11 protein-coding genes are annotated in these 17,178 nt (G+C 71.4%); 4 read left to right on the top strand and 7 right to left on the bottom strand.

Annotated features, from left to right (window positions below; translation table 11 throughout):
• Positions 1-23 precede the first annotated feature (23 nt).
• Positions 24-560 (top strand): GNAT family N-acetyltransferase, encoded by a 537-nt coding sequence (locus RIU97_RS28545; protein ID WP_404960444.1) that lies wholly within the window; start codon positions 24-26, stop codon positions 558-560.
• On the opposite strand, the gene pulA is transcribed toward RIU97_RS28545, so the two are convergent.
• Together pulA and RIU97_RS28535 are read right to left on the bottom strand one after the other, a co-directional pair.
• Positions 547-5,895: a pullulanase-type alpha-1,6-glucosidase gene (gene pulA, locus RIU97_RS28540; protein WP_404960443.1), complete on the bottom strand. Its 5,349-nt coding sequence runs from the start codon at positions 5,893-5,895 to the stop codon at positions 547-549. The genes RIU97_RS28545 and pulA overlap by 14 nt on opposite strands.
• Before the next feature lie 95 nt (positions 5,896-5,990).
• Positions 5,991-7,688 carry a carbohydrate-binding module family 20 domain-containing protein gene (locus RIU97_RS28535; RefSeq protein WP_404960442.1) on the bottom strand — a complete coding sequence of 566 codons (1,698 nt, stop codon included), beginning with the start codon at positions 7,686-7,688 and terminating at the stop codon, positions 5,991-5,993.
• Positions 7,689-7,793: 105 nt separating this feature from the next.
• Here RIU97_RS28535 and RIU97_RS28530 point away from each other — a divergent pair, with 105 nt between their 5' ends.
• Positions 7,794-7,928, top strand: a complete 135-nt coding sequence (locus RIU97_RS28530) for a hypothetical protein (RefSeq protein ID WP_404960441.1) — start codon at positions 7,794-7,796, stop codon at positions 7,926-7,928.
• Between the two features lie 65 nt (positions 7,929-7,993).
• On the opposite strand, the gene RIU97_RS28525 is transcribed toward RIU97_RS28530, so the two are convergent.
• Genes RIU97_RS28525 through RIU97_RS28505 form a run of 5 tightly spaced genes read right to left on the bottom strand, consistent with a single transcriptional unit; the run spans position 7,994 to position 13,892 of the window.
• On the bottom strand, positions 7,994-8,995 hold the full coding sequence (locus RIU97_RS28525) for a LacI family DNA-binding transcriptional regulator (RefSeq protein WP_404960440.1): 1,002 nt from the start codon (positions 8,993-8,995) through the stop codon (positions 7,994-7,996).
• Positions 8,992-10,680, bottom strand: a complete 1,689-nt coding sequence (locus RIU97_RS28520; RefSeq protein WP_404960439.1) for a glycoside hydrolase family 13 protein — start codon at positions 10,678-10,680, stop codon at positions 8,992-8,994. Before RIU97_RS28520 ends, RIU97_RS28525 begins: the two co-directional genes overlap by 4 nt.
• A gap of 47 nt (positions 10,681-10,727) precedes the next feature.
• The gene (locus RIU97_RS28515) at positions 10,728-11,570 is read right to left on the bottom strand and encodes a sugar ABC transporter permease (protein WP_404960438.1); all 843 of its coding nucleotides are present in this window, start codon (positions 11,568-11,570) and stop codon (positions 10,728-10,730) included.
• Positions 11,571-11,572: 2 nt separating this feature from the next.
• The gene (locus RIU97_RS28510) at positions 11,573-12,613 is read right to left on the bottom strand and encodes a carbohydrate ABC transporter permease (protein ID WP_404960437.1); all 1,041 of its coding nucleotides are present in this window, start codon (positions 12,611-12,613) and stop codon (positions 11,573-11,575) included.
• Between the two features lie 7 nt (positions 12,614-12,620).
• On the bottom strand, positions 12,621-13,892 hold the full coding sequence (locus tag RIU97_RS28505; RefSeq protein WP_404960436.1) for an extracellular solute-binding protein: 1,272 nt from the start codon (positions 13,890-13,892) through the stop codon (positions 12,621-12,623).
• 222 nt (positions 13,893-14,114) lie between these two features.
• Here RIU97_RS28505 and RIU97_RS28500 point away from each other — a divergent pair, with 222 nt between their 5' ends.
• Positions 14,115-16,040 (top strand): alpha-amylase family glycosyl hydrolase, encoded by a 1,926-nt coding sequence (locus tag RIU97_RS28500; protein ID WP_404960435.1) that lies wholly within the window; start codon positions 14,115-14,117, stop codon positions 16,038-16,040.
• Between the two features lie 26 nt (positions 16,041-16,066).
• On the top strand, positions 16,067-17,107 hold the full coding sequence (locus tag RIU97_RS28495) for a LacI family DNA-binding transcriptional regulator (protein WP_327413628.1): 1,041 nt from the start codon (positions 16,067-16,069) through the stop codon (positions 17,105-17,107).
• Positions 17,108-17,178: the final 71 nt, after the last annotated feature.

The raw sequence follows: 17,178 nt of genomic DNA, 5'->3' as shown, positions 1-17,178 counted from the left end.
GCCCGATCACCGATAATGCCCGCGTGATCATTGACGACGGGATCTTGTTCCGGCGGGCCGCGGAGAGGGACGCCGGCACGCTGGTGCGGCTGTACGACCAGGCCGCCCGCTGGATGCGGAAGCACGGGATCGACCAGTGGAAGCCCGGTGACAAGGACGCCGCCCACTTCCGCGCGCGCATGAGCGACGGCGAGGTGTGGCTCGGCGGCGACTGCGACGGCCGGGTGGTCGGGGCGTACGAGCTGTGGTGGTCCGACGAGGAGGCCTGGGGCGTCCAGCCTCCGGTGGCCGGGTACGTCCACCGGCTGATGGTGGAACGCGAGGCCGCCCCCGCCGGCGCCGGGCGCCGCCTGCTCGAACATGCCGAGCGGCGGATCGCCAGGACCGGACGGGAGCGGGCACGGCTGGACTGCGTCTCCACCAACCCCCGGCTGCTCGCGTACTACCGGGGTGCGGGCTACCGGGTGGTCGGGGAGCTCCCCAACAAGGAGGGGAAGGACGGCAGGACCTACGGGGTGATCCTGCTGGAGAAGCGGCTGGACGAACTCATCCTCGTGTGAAGACCGAGACGGTGCGGGCCGGTGCGGTGAACTCTCCCGTCCGGGTGTCGTAGGCGGACTGCTTGACCGTGGGGTCCGAGCCGGCGGCCTGGACCGGGTGCAGCCGGTGGGCGGTGCCCGCGAGGGCGGGGACGCGCTGGGGCTGCGCGGTGGGGGTGGCGTTGAAGACCACCACCAGGTCGCCCAGGGTCATGGTGATCACGCCCGGGGTCTCGTCCTTGCCCGAGAGGGGGAAGGCCATCCGCGACTGGACCGCCTCCGCCGTGGTGAGGGCGAACTCCGGCTCGGTGGTGCGGATCTTCAGCAGGTCCCGGTGGGCCGCCGCCGTGGCGGTGATGTCCCCGCAGGTGGGGGCCGCTCCCGTCAGGAGCGGCTTCGCGTAGGGCCACTTCGAGGCGTTGTCGGCGGCCGGGGGCAGGCCCCGGCCGAAGCCGTTGCCGCCGCGGCAGTCCCACTGGATCGCGTTGAACCAGTCGCCGCTGTCGTAGGAGTTGCGGTCCAGGGACTTGGAGCGCAGCAGGTCCGTGCCCGCCTGGGAGAGGGACGGGCCCTGCGAGAGGGTGGCCGTCGCCATGGCCAGGACCTGCATGCGGGCCTTGTCCGCGGTGCTCGTGGCCGGCGGGAGCTTGTAGGTCAGGGCGTCGGCGAGGGTCTCGTTGTCGTGGGCGTCCGCGTAGGCGAGGGCGTCACCGGGGGCGGCCGCGTAGCCCGCCGGGGCCCCGTTGTAGTCCAGCTCGGAGCCCTTGGTGCGGCGGCCGGTGGTGTCGGTGAAGGCGTACGAGGCGAGGTTGCCCGACAGGCCCACCTTGATCAGGTCCTGGGCGTGCAGCAGGCGGGCCTTCTGCTCGGCCGGGGTGCCGTTGGCGGGCGAGGAGTTGGGGCTGGTGAACAGGCCCGAGGCGAAGCCCTGGACGCGCGGGTCCTCGTCGAAGGGGCCGCCGCCGCGGACCGCGTCGCGCGCCCGGTCGGAGAAGGTGGCGATGCCGGTCCCGGCCATGTTCTTCTGCGTGGCCTGCACGAAGCGGGCGTCGTCGGCGATCTCGCCGAAGTTCCAGCCCTCCCCGTAGAGCACGATCTTCTTGCCGTCGACCCCGTCCTTGGCGGGGGTCAGGCCGTCGAGGGCCTTGCGGACGGCCAGGATGTTGGCCTTCGGGTGGTGGCCCATCAGGTCGAAGCGGAAGCCGTCGACCTTGTACTCCTTCGCCCACGTGACGACCGAGTCCACGACGAGCCGGCCCATCATGGCGTTCTCCGGGGCGGTGTTCGCGCAGCAGGTGGAGGTGGCGACGGAGCCGTCGGCCAGCAGCCGCTGGTAGTAGCCGGGGACGATGCGGTCGAGGACGGACTTGTCCGACTGGCCGGCGGCGACGGTGTGGTTGTAGACCACGTCCATCACCGTGCGCAGCCCGGACCCGTTCAGGGACTGGACCATCCTGCGGAACTCGACCGTACGGGCCGTGCCGTTCGGGTCGCTCGCGTAGCTGCCCTCGGGGACGGTGTAGTGCAGCGGGTCGTAGCCCCAGTTGTACGCGTCCTTCGCGGCCGCGGCGGCCACGCAGGCCTGCTGCTCCTGCGAGTCCGGCGCGTACACCGTGAGGTCGCAGGCGGGCTCGGTGCGGTCCGCCGGCTTCTCCGGGATGGTGCCGATGTCGAAGGCCGGGAGGAGGTGGACGTACGAGGTTCCGGCGGAGGCCAGGTCGCGCAGGTGCCGCATGCCCGCCGAGGCGGTGTCGGTGAAGGCCAGGTACTGGCCGGGGTGGGTGCTGGTGCGGTCCGCGACGGAGAAGTCGCGGATGTGGAGCTCCTGGATCTGCGCGGAGGTGAAGGGGACGGGCGCGGGCTTGCGCAGGTCCTTCCAGCCGGGCGGGGCGAGCTTCGGGTCGGCCAGGTCCACGGCCAGGCTGTGGGTGGAGTCCGTGGTGAGGGCGGTGGAGTACGGGTCGGTGACCAGGTTGCGGACGATCTGCCCGGTGGTCGGGGCCCAGACGGTGACGGCGTAGCGGTACGGCTTCCCGGTCCAGGAGCGCTCGCCGCGCACCGACCAGACGCCGGTCGCGTCGTCGCGGCGCATGGCGACCGTACGGCCGTCGAGTTCGAGGGAGACCTGCTGGGCGGTGGGGGCCCAGACGGAGAGGGTGGGGCGGCCGTCCTCGAAGACCGGGCCGAGGGCCGCGGTCGTCGCGTACAGGTCGTCCAGGACGCCGGCGAGCTGGACGCCGGTGGCGGCGAGGACGGCGCCGTTCGCGGCGCGGGCACTGGCGACGAGCTGGCCGCGCAGGGCCTCGCGGACCCGGTCGCGGTCGCGCGGGTCGACGGTGTACGCGCCGTACGCGGCCAGGTGCGGGAACTTCTGCTTCTGGGCGGCGGTCAGCTCGGTCCGGGCCCCCAGGCGCAGCCACCGGGCGGGGCCGGTCAGGGTGCCGTTCTCCGCCTTGACGGCGCCTTCGCGGGAGGCGAGGAGCTGTACGGAGGCGGCGGCCGCGGGGGCGTTCCAGGCGAGGGTGTCACGGTCGATCCAGACCGCCTGGGACTTGGTGAGGTCCAGGGCGGCCGAGGATCCGGCGGGCTGCGGCAGGAGGTACTTCTTCTTTCCGCCCAGCATCCAGACCTCGTGGCCGGTGGCCTTCAGGTCCAGGGACTGGTCGGAGGGGAGGTCCTTCTCGTCGCCCTTGTGGAGGATGTAGCTGAGGCTGGTGGCTCCGGCCGCGAGCGGGACCTCGTAGACCGCGCCGTAGGAGTCGGTACGGGCGGGGAGCAGCGGCTTGGACCAGTCGGTGGGGGTCGCGGCGCCGGTCCAGAGGTGCAGGCCCCAGCCGTCGTAGGCGCCGTCGGGGCGCTGGTAGTGCAGGACGGCCTTGGCCTGGTCCTGCGGCGGGTAGGCCGGGCGGTCGGTGCGGGCGGGCTCCTTGCCCTGCTCCAGCCAGATCTCGCCGGTCTTCGTCACGTCGATGGTGCGGTCGGCGGCGACGTCCTTGTTCCCGTCCTTGTCGATGACGAGGTAGCTGACAGAGGAGGCGCCGGGCTTCAGCCTGACGTACGCGAAGGCGCCGTAGGCGTCGCGGCCGGTGAAGCCGTGGCCCTCCGGCCAGGGAGTGGCCTCGCCGTCGGCGAGGTCGCCCCAGGCGTAGAGCCGCCAGTTGGTGTAGTCGCCGTCGGGGCGGTTGTAGTGGACGACGGCGTAGTCGCGCTGGGTGGCGGTGGGGGTTCCGGCGGGCGGGGTCTGGCCGGCGACGGACCCGGCGAGGGCGCTCGCGGTGCGGCCGGCGGCGTCGACCACGACGGCCTTGTAGCGCAGGGCGGTGCCGGCCGGGGCGGTGACGTGCTGGGTGACCTTGTAGGGGGCGTGGTCGGCGGAACCGAGGACCTCCCACTTGCCGTTGCCGGCCTGCGCGGCGAAGACGACGCGGTTCAGGCCGCCGCCGGTGACGTCGGCGGAGAGCTCGACGGTGCCGGTGGCGCCGGGGGCGGGGGCCTTCAGGGTCAGGGTGGGCTTGACGGTGGGCTTGGCGGCGGGTGCCACGGCCTGGAGGACGAGGGAGCCGAGGGCGGGAACGGGGAGGGTGAGCTTGCCGGCCGCCGAGGCGCGGATCAGTGCGGAGCCGCCGTAGAGGGTGCGGTACTGGGCGCCGGCCGGGGCGTCGATCTCCACGGTGCGTGATTCGGCGCCGTTGTTGGCGGCGACGAGGTACTCGGTGCGGGACTTGCCGTCCGTGCGGGCGAAGGCGTAGGCGGAACCGTCGGAGAAACGTTCGCTCTGGACGCCGTCGCGCAGGGCGGGGTGTGCCTTCGTCAGCTTCGAGAGAGCACTGATCTGCTTGTAGAGCGGGTGTCCCGGATCGTAAGCATCGCTCGCATGCGTGCGCACCGTTCCGAGCTGGTCGTCGTCCAGGTAGTCGGCGACCTGCGAGGCGAAGAGCGGCTGGCGGGCGTCCTTGTCGCCGCCCGCGCCCGTGAAGCCCTGCTCGTCACCGGAGTAGATCACCGGGTTGCCCCGGGAGAGGAACATCAGCTCGTTGGCCAGCCGGTAGCGGTCCAGCAGCTCCTGCTCCCCCGCGCCCGGCCGGTCCTGCTTCAGGAAGGTGCCGAAGCGGCCCATGTCGTGGTTGCCGAGGAAGGTCACCTGCTCGTAGGCGTTGGCCTTGTCGGTGGTGTACCGGTAGTCGTCGCCCAGGACGGAGGCCAGCCGGCCGGCCGGCGCGCCCTGGGAGGCGTACGCGCGGATCGCGTCCTGCAGCGGGAAGTCGAGGGTGGCGTCGAGGCGGCCGCGGGTCACGTACGGGGAGGTGACGGCGGTGTCGGCGGAGTAGACCTCGCCGAACATGAAGAAGTCGTCACGGCCGCGCTTCGCCGCGTACTCGTCGAGGGCGGTCGCCCACTGCGTCCAGAACTCGGTGTTGACGTGCTTGACGGTGTCGATCCGGAAGCCGTCGATGCCGAAGTCCTTGACCCACTTCTCGTAGATCTTCTCCATGCCGTCGACCACCTCGGGACGCTCGGTCCACAGGTCGTCGAGGCCGAAGAAGTCGCCCTGGTCGGAGGACTCGCCGGCGAAGGTGGAGTCGCCCCGGTTGTGGTACATCGCCGGGTCGTTGAGCCAGGCGGGGACCTTGAGGTTCTTCTTCGCGTCCGGCACGAAGGGGGTCCTCGGGAAGGACTCCCCGTCCACCTTCGGGAACTTCCCCTTCCCGTCCGCATAGTCCTTGTCGTCGAAGGGCACGCCGTCCTTCGTCAGGTACGGGAACGCCCCCTTCGACAGGTACGAGTAGGACGCCTCCCGGTAGTCGACGACGTCGGCGGTGTGGTTGGTGATGACGTCGAAGAAGACCTTCATCCCCTTCCCGTGCGCCGTGTCGATCAGCCGCTCCAGGTCGGCGTTGGTGCCGAAGTGCGGGTCGACCTGGGTGAAGTCGGTGATCCAGTAACCGTGGTAACCGGCGGAGACGTCGTCGCCCTTGCCCTGCACCGGCTGGTTCTTGAAGATCGGCGCCATCCAGATGGCGGTGGTGCCGAGCCCCTTGATGTAGTCCAGCCGGTCGGTGAGCCCCTTGAGGTCGCCGCCCTGGTAGAAGCCCTTGTCCGTCGGGTCCAGACCCGTCTGCAGGCGGGAGCCGGTCAGGCCGCCCCGGTCGTTGCGCGGGTCGCCGTTCGCGAACCGGTCCGGGAGCACGAAGTAGAACTGCTCCCGGGTCAGGTCGTGCCGGGCCGGCTCGGCGGCCAGCTTCGCGTCCGAGGGCGGGGCGGGCGGCTTCGCGGCGGCAGCGGCCGCGGCGGGGAGGGCGGGCAGGAGCGTCACGGCCAGGGCGGCGGCGAGCACTCCTGCGGCAGGGCGTATCAAGGCGGGTCTCCTTGTGTACGTGTCGCACGGATGAGGGCCGCCCGGCGGTGGCGGGGAGAGTGGTGCCGGGCGGCCCTGGTCGGTGGAGCGGCGGCTCAGTTGCGCCAGGTGTCGGTCAGCGTGACCTTGCCGCTCGCGGGAACGGTGGCGGTGCGGTTCGCGCCGCTCTCCCAGGTGACGTTGCCGGCGGCGTCCTTGCGGACGTACTTGTACGCGAAGGACGTGCCGGCCGGGAGGGTGACGTCGAGCTTCCAGACCGGGTAGCCGGCCGCGTCGAGCTTCAGGGCGGCGGCGGTGTTCCAGGCGCCGAGCTCGGCCCGGTCACCGGTGACGTAGACGTTCTGGCCCGGGACGGTGGTGGCGTTGACGGCGAAGGAGGCCCCGGCGGGTCCGGCCGGGGTGCCCGCGCAGGTCCGGGCGTTCACGTGCAGGGCGAGGGCGGTACCGGCCCCGAGGGTGGCGGTGAACTGTCCGCCCGCGCCCACGGTGACCGCGCGCCCGCTCTGGACGTCGCAGTAGTCGCCGGCGGGAAGGGAGGTCTGGAAGGTACGGGTGAGGGCCGAGCCCTCGTGGTTGAGGGCGACGTACGCCTTGGAGCCGCGCCCGAAGGCGATCTGGTCGCCGCCGTTGTCCCACCAGTTGGTGACGGACTGGCCGCGGGCCGCGTTGCGGAAGCCGACCATGGAGGAGATCTCCCGCCAGGCGTGCTGGCACTTCCAGCCGTCGGCGTAACAGGCGTTCACCGCGCCGCCGTTCGGCGGGCCGGCGTCCTTGTCGGTCCACTCGTAGCCGGAGTGCACGTCCGGGGAGCCGTAGGGCCAGGCCAGCATGAAGACGCTGGCGAGGGTGTAGGCGGAGCCGTCCTTGTAGCTGAGGGTGTCGCCGACGCGCTCGGTGTCGTGGTTGTCGACGAAGACCCCGGCCTGGCCACTGGGCATGTGCCCCCAGGCCTCGCCGAAGTTCTTCAGGTAGGCGAGGTTCTCGTTCTGGAAGACCCGCTTGAGGTCCCGGGCGTACCGGAACTCCTGCACGTCCCCGCTCCCGAGGTACTCGCTCGGCGAGACAGCCTCGCCGGCCCCGTGGATCGCCTCCTGCTTCCAGTACACGCCGGGGTTCGTCAGCCGGGACTTGATGTTGGCGAGGTCGGCGGCGGGCATGTGCTTGGCGGCGTCGATCCGGAAGCCGTCGACGCCGAGGGAGAGCAGGTCGTTGAGGTACCCGGCGATCCGGCCCCGCACGTGGTCCTCGCCGGTGTCCAGGTCCGCGAGCTGCACGAGCTCGCAGTTCTGGACGTTGGCGCGGTCCTGGTAGTTCGAGATGGTGGCCCGGCAGTCGTCCATGTCGGAACCGGAGTAGACGCCCGGGTAGTTGTACTTCGTGTACGAACTCCCGCCGGTCCCCGTGCCGTCGCCGGCGGCCATGTGGTTGATGACGGAGTCGGCGACGACCTTCACACCGGCGGCGTGGCAGGTGTCGACCATGGCCTTGAAGGCGGTGCGGTCGCCGAGCCGTCCGGCGATCTTGTAGCTGACGGGCTGGTACGAGGTCCACCACTGGGGCCCCTGGATGTGCTCCTGCGGGGGCGAGACCTGCACGTAGCCGTACCCGGCGGGCCCGAGCGCGTTGGTGCAGGCGGCGGCCACGGAGGCGAACTTCCACTCGAAGAGGACGGCGGTGACGTCCTTGTCGCCGGGGGGCGTGGCGGCGGCCTGCGGCCCGAGGGCCGTGAGCGTGGCGGCGGCAAGTGCGGTGGTGGCGAAAAGAGTTGCAGCTCTGACGGCTCTGGCAGGCATGCGGGGGGCCTCCTGGCGGAAGAGGTGGGGATTGGAGCGACCGTAGGGGCCAGGTAGGAGGCCTGCAAGAGTTTGCGCAAGAGATTGCAGAATTGTTTCCGAGGCGTGTCCCGCTGGACAGGGCTCTCCGAACCACACGGGGACGACGGCCTGATGCGTCCGTTCACGATCGTCGGCCCCGACGCCCCCGACGTGGAACCGGGCGGCGACGGCGGACAGGGCGGCGGCCACGGCCCCTGACGGGTTCGATCGCCCGACGGGCTTCCGGCGGGGCGGAACAGGCCCGCACCGCCCCGCCGGAAGGTCTACGGCACCTGGGCCGTGGAGCCCCGTACCACCAGTTCCGGCTGGAAGACGTACTCCGTGCGCTGGACCGGGGTGCCCGAGACCGCCTCCAGGAGGGCGCCCACCGCTGCCGTCGCCATCGCGCGTACGGGCTGGCGGACCGTCGTCAGCGGCGGGTCCGTGAACGCGATCAGCGGGGAGTCGTCGAAGCCGACCACCGACACGTCCTGCGGCACCCGCAGGCCCCGCTCGCGCGCCGCGCGGATGACGCCCAGCGCCATCGGGTCGCTGCCGCACACGATGCCCGTGCAGCCGCGGTCCAGCAGGGCCATGCCCGCCGCGTGGCCGCCCTCCACCGTGAACAGGGTGCGCTGGATCAGGCCTTCCGCCTCCGCGTCCGGCACGGCGGCGAGGAACCCCTGCTCCTTGCGCGCCGACGGCACGTACCGCGTCGGGCCGATCGCCAGACCGATCCTCCGGTGGCCCAGGTCCTCCAGGTGCCGCACGGCCATGTCGGCCGCCGCCCGGTCGTCCGGGGAGACGAAGGGCGCGCTGATCTGCTCGTTGAAGCCGTTGATCAGCACGAAGGGGACCCCGCGCGCGGCGAGCCGCTGGTAGCGGGCCGGGTCCGCGTGGGAGTCCGCGTGCAGGCCCGACAGGAAGACCATCCCCGTGACCCCGCGCTCCTCCAGCTGCTCCACCAGCTCGTCCTCGGTGGCCCCGCCGGGGGTCTGCGTGCACAGCACCGGCGTGTACCCGTGCCCGGCCAGCGCCTGCTCTATGACCTGCGCGAAGGCCGGGAAGATCGGGTTGGTGAGCTCCGGGATCAGCAGCCCGACCAGGCCGTTGCTGCGCCGCTTGAGCCGTACGGGCCGCTCGTAGCCCAGCAGGTCGAGCGCGGCCAGCACCTTGTGCCGGGTGCCGGCCGCGACGCCCGCCTTGCCGTTGAGCACGCGGCTGACGGTCGCCTCGCTGACCTGGGCCTGCGCGGCGATGTCCGTCAGCCGGAGGGGGGAGGTCACCCCGACGTCACCTGCCACCACACCGTGGTGTCGGCCGGCAGCACGCCGTCCTCGACCGCCTCGCCGCTGGACAGCAGGGCCTCGCCGGCGACGGGGAACCGTACCGCCGTGCCGGTGGTGTTGGCGGTGCAGAGGAAGTCCCCGCGGCGGAAGACCAGGACGCCGGCGGGAGCCTCCTGCCAGTCCACCGACTCGCCCGCGCCCAGGTCCGGGCGCTCGCGGCGCAGCCGCAGGGCGGCCCGGTACAGCTCCAGGGTGGAGGACGGGTCGCCGGTCTGCGCCTCCACGCTCAGCTCCGCCCAGGAGTCCGGCTGCGGGAGCCAGCTGCCGCCGGTGCCGAAGCCGTACGGGGCCTGCGTACCCGACCACGGGATGGGGACCCGGCAGCCGTCGCGGAAGCCGTCCTGTCCGGCCGCGCGGAAGAACGACGGGTCCTGGCGGACCTCGTCCGGCAGGTCGGTGACGTCGGGCAGGCCGAGCTCCTCGCCCTGGTAGACGTACGCCGAACCGGGCAGCGCCAGCATGAGCAGGGTCGCCGCGCGGGCCCGCCGCAGACCGAGCTCCCGGTCGCCGGGCTCGCGCAGCTGGGTGCCGAGGCCGGCGGGGTTGGCGAACCGGGTGGCGTGCCGGGTGACGTCGTGGTTGGACAGCACCCAGGTGGTGGGGGCGCCGACGGGGCGCATCGCGGCCAGCGAGCCGTCGATGACCTCGCGGAGCGCCGTCGCCTCCCAGTCGCTGGTCAGGTACTGGAAGTTGAACGCCTGCTGCATCTCGTCGGGGCGGACGTAGCGGGCCGTGCGTTCGACGGTCGGGGTCCATGCCTCGGCGACCAGGACGCGGTCCCCCTCGTACTCGTCGAGGATCCGGCGCCAGGAGCGGTATATCTCGTGGACGCCCTCCTGGTCGAAGAAGGGCATGACGTCGTTGCCGAGCAGCTTGAGCTGGTCCCTGGCGCCGAGGTCGGGCAGGCCGGGCGCCTTGACCAGGCCGTGGGCGACGTCGACGCGGAAGCCGTCGGCGCCGAGGTCGAGCCAGAAGCGCAGGATGGAGCGGAACTCGTCCTGGACGGCCGGGTGCTCCCAGTTGAAGTCGGGCTGCTCGGGTGCGAAGAGGTGCAGGTACCACTCTCCCCCAGCCTCCGGCTGGGAGGTGCCCCCATCGCCTGCCGGCGCCGCGACCCGGGTCCAGGCGGGCCCGCCGAAGATCGACTCCCAGTCGTTGGGCGGCAGTTCGCCGTTCTCACCCTTGCCGGGACGGAAGTGGAAGCGCTCCCGCAGCCGGGACCCGGAACCTTCGCGCAGTGCCTGCTTGAACCATTCGTGCTGGTCGGAGCAGTGGTTCGGCACGAGGTCGACGATGATGCGCAGGCCCAGTGCGTGGGCCTCGCGGATCACGGCGTCGGCGTCGTGCAGGGTGCCGAACATCGGGTCGATGGCCCGGTAGTCGGCGACGTCGTAGCCGGCGTCGGCCTGCGGGGAGGCGTAGAAGGGGCTGAGCCAGACGGCGTCGACTCCCAGCTCCTTGAGGTAGGGCAGGCGGCTGCGGATGCCTTCGAGGTCCCCCATGCCGTCCCCGTTGGAGTCGGCGAAGCTGCGCGGATAGACCTGGTAGATCACCGCGTCTCTCCACCAGCCGGGCAGGGTGCCGGTGGAGGTGGGAAGTGCGTCGGCGAGGTGCTGGGTCATGTCGTCCTTGGAGAGGTCGGGCCGGTGATGCGGGAGCAGGCGGGTGGTCAGCCCTTGGTGGCGCCTGCGGTCATCCCGGCGACGAGGTGGCGCTGGGCGAATACGAAGAAGATCGCCGCGGGGATGGCGATGAGGACCGAGGCGGCGCTCATCGCACCCCAGTTGGAGGTGTACTGGGTGACGAAGGTCTGCAGGCCGCCGGCCAGCGTGAGGTTCTCCTCGCCGACCATGAAGGCGGAGGCGTACGCGACTTCGCCCCAGGCGGTGATGAAGGCGTAGAAGCCGGTGACGGCGAGGCCGGGCTTGGCCAGCGGCAGGATCAGCCGCCAGAAGGTGCCGAAGGGGTTGAGCCCGTCGACCCGGCCGGATTCGTCGATCTCCACCGGGATGGTGTCGAAGAAGCCCTTCATCATCCAGGCGCAGAACGGCACGGCGATGGTGAGGTAGGTGATGATCAGGCCGACCGGCTGGTTGAGCAGGCCGAGGTCGCCCATCAGGTTGTAGAGCGGCACGATGAGGATGGCCATGGGGAACATCTGCGTGATGAGCAGGGTCCACATGAGCGGCTTCATGCCGGGGAACTTGAAGCGGCTGACCGCGTATCCGGTGGTGGCGGCGATGAACACACCGAGGACGGTGGTGACGCCGGCCACCAGGACGGAGTTCCCGAACCAGCTGAGGAAGTGGCTCGACTCCAGCAGGTACGTGTAGTTGCCGAAGGACGGTTCCTTGATGAAATCCGTGGTGACCGCGTGCTCGGCGGGCTTGAGCGAGGTCAGCAGGATCCACAGCACCGGGAACACGGCGATGACGGACGCGCCGAGCAGGGTGAGGTGCAGGCCTGCGGAAGCGAGCGGGGAGCGGCCGCCCCGGGTACGAGCGTTGGTCATGGTCACCACACCTCTCCCTGCTTGCGCAGCGAGCGCCGGTAGACCAGCGCGAAGATCATCAGCAGGGCGAGGATCAGTACGCCCCAGGTCGCGGAGCCGGCGAAGTCGCGCGGGCTCGACACGAACGCCTCGCGGAAGGCCTGGGTCACCAGGATCTCGGTGGAGTCGCCCGGTCCGCCGCGGGTGAGCAGGAAGATCACCGGGAACATGTTGAAGGTCCAGATGGTGGAGAGCAGGATCACCGTCATGCTCACCGCGCGCAGCCCGGGCAGCGTGATGTGCCGGAACCGCTGCCAGGCGCTCGCACCGTCCATCTCGGCGGCCTCGTAGAGCTCACCGGGGATGGACTGCAGTCCGCCGAGCAGGGCGACCATCATGAACGGGACGCCGAGCCAGACGTTGACGGCGACGACCGAGAACTTGGCCCAGGTCGGGTCGTCGAGCCACGGGACCGCGGCGATGCCGCCGCCGTCGAGGAGCTTGTTGAGAATGCCGTTGTCGCGGTTGAACAGGAACCGCCAGGCGAAGACCGAGACGAAGCCGGGGACGGCCCAGGGCAGGATCAGCGCCATCCGGTAGGCGGCGCGGCCCCGGAAGTCCCGGTTGAGCATGTTGGCCAGGACCAGGCCGAGCGTGAAGGTGATCGACACGCACGCGACGGTCCACATCACCGTCCACACCAGCCGCTGCAGGAACACCGGGTCGCTGAGCACGGCCGCGTAGTTGTCGAGTCCGACGAACTCGTACGTGGCCTCGATGTGGCGGGCGCCGATGGTGCGCGAGACGTTGCGCTCGTTGGCGTCGGTCAGCGACAGGTAGATGCCGCGGACCAGCGGCCAGCCGATGATCACGCCGAGGACGAGCACCACCGGGGCGATCATCGTCCAGGCGTACCAGTGGGTGGCGAGGGCGCGCCTCAGCCCACCCTTGGTCCCACCGGGAGCCTTGCTGTCAGTCCTGCGGCTCAGGCCGCGGGCGGCGGCGTCGTTCTCGACGTCGTCGCCCGCGGCCTTCGCCACCGACTGGCTGGTGTGAGCAGCCATGGTTTCGTTACTTCCAGCCCTTGAGGATCTTGCGGAACTCGACGCCGGCCGTCTTGGCCGCGTCCTCCGGGCTCGACGCCCCGGTGATCGCCTTGGTGTATTCGACCTTCAGCGGCTCGAAGAGGGAGCCGTTCTCCGGGATCCAGGCGCGCTCGACGGCCTTGTCCACGGCCGGCTTGAAGAACTGGACCATCTCGCTGCCCTTGACGTCCGGCTGCTCGTAGGCGGCGGTGCGGGTCGGCAGCAGGCTCAGGTCCTTGGCGGACTGCACCTGGACCTCCTGCGAGGTCATGTACTCGACGAAGGCGTGCGCGGCGGCGCGGTTCTTGGAACCGGCGTAGACGCCGAGGTCGTGGCCGCCCTGCGGGGCACCGGCCTTGACGGAGCCGGCCGGGACGGCGGCGACGCCGAGGTTGGCCTTGTCCTTGAACTGGTCACCGGCGTAGGTGTCGGCGACGGCCCACGGACCGTTGATCATCATGGCGGCCTCGCCGGACTTGAAGGCCGTCTGCATGTTGGTGTAGCCGTCCGTGGCGTTGGTGATCGCCGCGCCGGAGGTGACCAGGTCACGAGCGGTCTTGAAGGCCTTGACGCCCGCCGCGTTGTCGACGGTGACCGCCTTGTTCTTCGCGTCGACCAGGTCGCCGCCCTCGCCGTAGATCAGCGGGAGGAACCAGTAGGAGTCGTCGCCGCGCAGGTAGAGGCCGGCCTTGCCGGACTTCGCCTTGATGGCGGCGGCGGTGCTCTTCAGCTCCTCCAGCGTCTTGGGGGGCTGGACGCCGGCGTCGGCGAGCATCTTCTTGTTGTAGAAGAGGCCGAGGGTGTCGATGACCTGCGGCACGGCGTAGGTCTTGCCCTCGTACTTGCCGCTGGCCGCGGCCTGCGGCAGGAACTCGGCGTCGACCTTCTTCGCCGTCTCGGCCGGGACCTCGTCGAGGTAGCCCAGCGAGGCGAAGTCCGCGACCCAGCCGACGTCGGCGCGGATCACGTCAGGCGCGTCGGAGCCGCTGCTGAAGGCGTTCTTGACCTTGTTCTGCGCGTCGCCGTACGGGACGTTGACGTACTTGACGGTCACCTTCGGGTGCTTCGCGGTGAACGCCTCGGCGATCTTCTGGAAGCTGGCCTTCTCGGCGTCGTTCGAGGTGTCCCACCACGTGACCGTGCCGGAAAGCTCGCCGCCGGACTTGACGTCGCCGTCGTCCTTGGTGTCACCGCCGCAAGCCGTCGCCGCGAGCGCCAGGGTCGCGACCAGCGCGGTGGCCGCTATGCCACGCCGCATATGAACTCCTTCGATGATCCCGGCCGCGCCCTCGCGGTCCCGAGTTGCCAGGAACGTAACAAGACTGAAAGAGGACCGAAAGACCTTGCGCAAACTTTCTGCAAGCGGAGGGGATCGTTACATCCGTGTGTCCGTACGGTTGCCTCAGCTTGCTGTTAGTTCGAGTCACCTTCGACTGTCCGGGCCCGCAACCAGGGGGCGTGTACCCGCGTTGACCCCGATATGACCCACGAGTCGACGGCCGTCCAGCTTGCAAGCTCTTCCAGCAACACGACCGCGAGCGGTGGCTGGTGGCGCGATGCAGTCATCTATCAGGTGTACGTGCGCTCCTTCGCCGACAGCGACGGCGACGGCGTCGGCGACCTGCGCGGGGTCCGTTCCCGCCTCCCCCACCTCGCCCGCCTCGGGGTCGACGCCGTGTGGCTCACCCCCTTCTACGTCTCCCCGCAGGCGGACGGCGGCTACGACGTCGCCGACTACCGGGCCGTCGACCCCCTCTTCGGAGACCTCTCCGACGCCGACGAGCTCGTCCGCGCCGCGCACGAGCTGGAGCTGCGGGTCATCGTGGACGTGGTCCCGAACCACACCTCCGCGCAACACCCGTGGTTCCGCGCCGCCCTCGCCGGGGATCCGGCGGCGCGGGCGCGGTACCACTTCCGCCCGGGGCGGGGGGCCGACGGCTCGGAGCCCCCGAACGACTGGGAGTCGATCTTCGGCGGCCCGGCCTGGACGCGGGTCGCGGACGGCGCGTGGTATCTGCACCTCTTCGCCCCCGAGCAGCCGGACCTGGACTGGGACCACCCGGAGGTCGCCGCCGAATTCGCGTCCGTCCTGCGGTTCTGGCTCGACCTCGGCGTCGACGGCTTCCGCGTCGACGTGGCCCACGGCATGGTCAAGGCCCCGGGCCTGCCGGACATCGGCCGCGGCGCGCAGGCCACCCTGATCGGGACCGAACCGCTCCCCTTCTTCGACCAGGACGGGGTCCACGAGATCCACCGCGGGTGGCGCCGGCTCCTGGACTCCTACGAGGGCGACCGCATCGGCGTCGCCGAGGCCTGGGCCCCCACCTCCGAGCGCCTCGCCCTGTACGTCCGCCCCGACGAACTCCACCAGGCCTTCAACTTCCGCTTCCTCAATTGCCCGTGGGACCCCGCCGCGATGCGCACCGTCATCGACGAGTCCCTGGCCGCCACCACCTCGGTCGGCGCCCCGACCACGTGGGTGCTGTCCAACCACGACGTCGTACGCCATGTGACCCGGTACGGGGGCGGAGCCCGCGGCCTGGCCCGGGCCCGGGCCGCCGCCCTCCTGATGCTGGCCCTCCCCGGCTCGGCCTACCTCTACCAGGGCGAGGAGCTCGGCCTCCCGGAGGTCCTGGACCTCCCACCCGAATCCCGCCGCGACCCCGCCTTCCGCCGCGGGCACCGCCGCCAGATTCCGGGGACCGCCCGCGGGTCGGCCCCCGAAGCCCCCGCCGGACCCGCTGGCGGGCCGCAGGCCAGCTCGGGTGCCGGGCCCGAGGCCAGGCGGGGTACCGGGGCGGGTGCCGGGCCGCAGGCCGGCGGGGGGGCCGGGCCGCAGGCCGCCCTGCAGACCGGGCCGGAGGCCCAAACGCAGGCCGGAGCAGGCGACGGGCCGCAGGCCCGTGCGGGCATCGGGTCAGGGGCCAATCCGTCGGCCGGGCCGGAGGCCGACGGGCAGGAGGGGTTGCGCGACGGGTGTCGGGTGCCGATTCCCTGGTGCGGCGCGGAGCCGCCGTACGGCTTCGGGCCGACCGGGAGCTGGCTCCCGCAGCCGGCCGGCTGGGGCGGTCTCACCGTCGCCGCCCAGACCGGCGACCCCCACTCCACCCTGGAGCTCTACCGCGCCGCCCTGGAACTGCGCCGGGCGATGCCCGGCCTCGGCGCCCCGGAGGCGGGCACCGGTCCCGCCGCCGAAGCCCCGTACCGCTCCGGGATGCGCTGGCTGCCCGCGCCCGAGGGGGTGCTCCTCTTCACCCGCCCCGGTTTCGCCTGCACCCTCAACAGCCGCCCCGACCCGGTCGAGCTTCCCGCGCCCGGACGTCCCGTACTTTCCAGCTCCCCCGTGGAGACGGACGGCCGCACCGTCCGCCTTCCGCCGGATTCGTGCACGTGGTGGGCAATTTGAGCCTCCGCCCGGTACAGTCCAATCCCGTGACCGCACGGCTAGCCGACATCGCAGCCCAGGCGGGGGTCAGCGAAGCCACAGTCAGCCGCGTGCTCAACGGCAAGCCCGGTGTGGCCGCCGGCACCCGTGAATCCGTACTGGCCGCGCTCGACGTACTCGGCTACGAACGGCCCGTACGCCTGCGCCAGCGCAGCGCGGGGCTCGTCGGTCTGATAACGCCCGAGCTGGACAACCCCATCTTCCCGGCGCTCGCCCAGGTCATCGGCCAGGCCCTGACCCGCCAGGGGTACACGCCGGTGCTGGCAACGCAGACGCCCGGCGGGTCCACCGAGGACGAGCTGACCGAGATGCTGGTCGACCGCGGGGTCTCCGGGATCATCTTCGTCTCCGGCCTGCACGCCGACACCACGGCCGACATGGGCCGCTACGACCAACTCCGCGGGCAGGGCGTCCCGTACGTCCTCATCAACGGGTTCTCCGACAAGGTGCAGGCCCCCTTCGTCTCCCCCGACGACCGGGCCGCGATGCAGCTCGCCGTCACCCACCTCACCGCGCTCGGCCACACCCGGATCGGCCTCGCGGTCGGCCCGAAGCGCTTCGTGCCCGTCCTCCGCAAGATCGAGGGCTTCCGGCTCGGGATGAAGGAGCGGCTCGGACTGGGCGAGGCCGAGATCGAGGAGCTCATCCAGCACTCCCTCTACTCCCTGGAGGGCGGCCAGGCCGCCGCGGCCGCGCTGATCTCGCGCGGCTGCACGGCGGTGGTGTGCGCGAGCGACATGATGGCGCTCGGCGCGATCCGGGCCGCCCGCCAGCAGGGGCTGCGGGTGCCGCAGGACGTGTCGGTGGTCGGCTTCGACGACTCCCCCCTCATAGCGTTCACGGACCCGCCGCTGACCACCATCCGCCAGCCCGTGCAGGCGATGGGGCAGGCGGCGGTGCGGACCCTGCTGGAGGAGATCGGCGGTACGCCGGCCCCGCACAGCGAGTTCGTGTTCCTGCCGGAACTGGTGGTGCGCGGCTCCACGGCTTCCGGCCCGGGGCAGCGGCGCGCGGCGTCTCGTACCTGAGACGGACCGGCTGCGCCGAAGACCGTCCCGAGGGATGATCGGAGGCGAGAACGCATCTGGCAGACTCTCTC

The sequence above is a fragment of the Streptomyces sp. 147326 genome, assembly GCF_045000215.1.
Lineage (GTDB): Bacteria > Actinomycetota > Actinomycetes > Streptomycetales > Streptomycetaceae > Streptomyces.
Note: the sequence above shows the minus strand (reverse complement) of the source record. Positions and strands in the feature narration are given on the sequence as shown.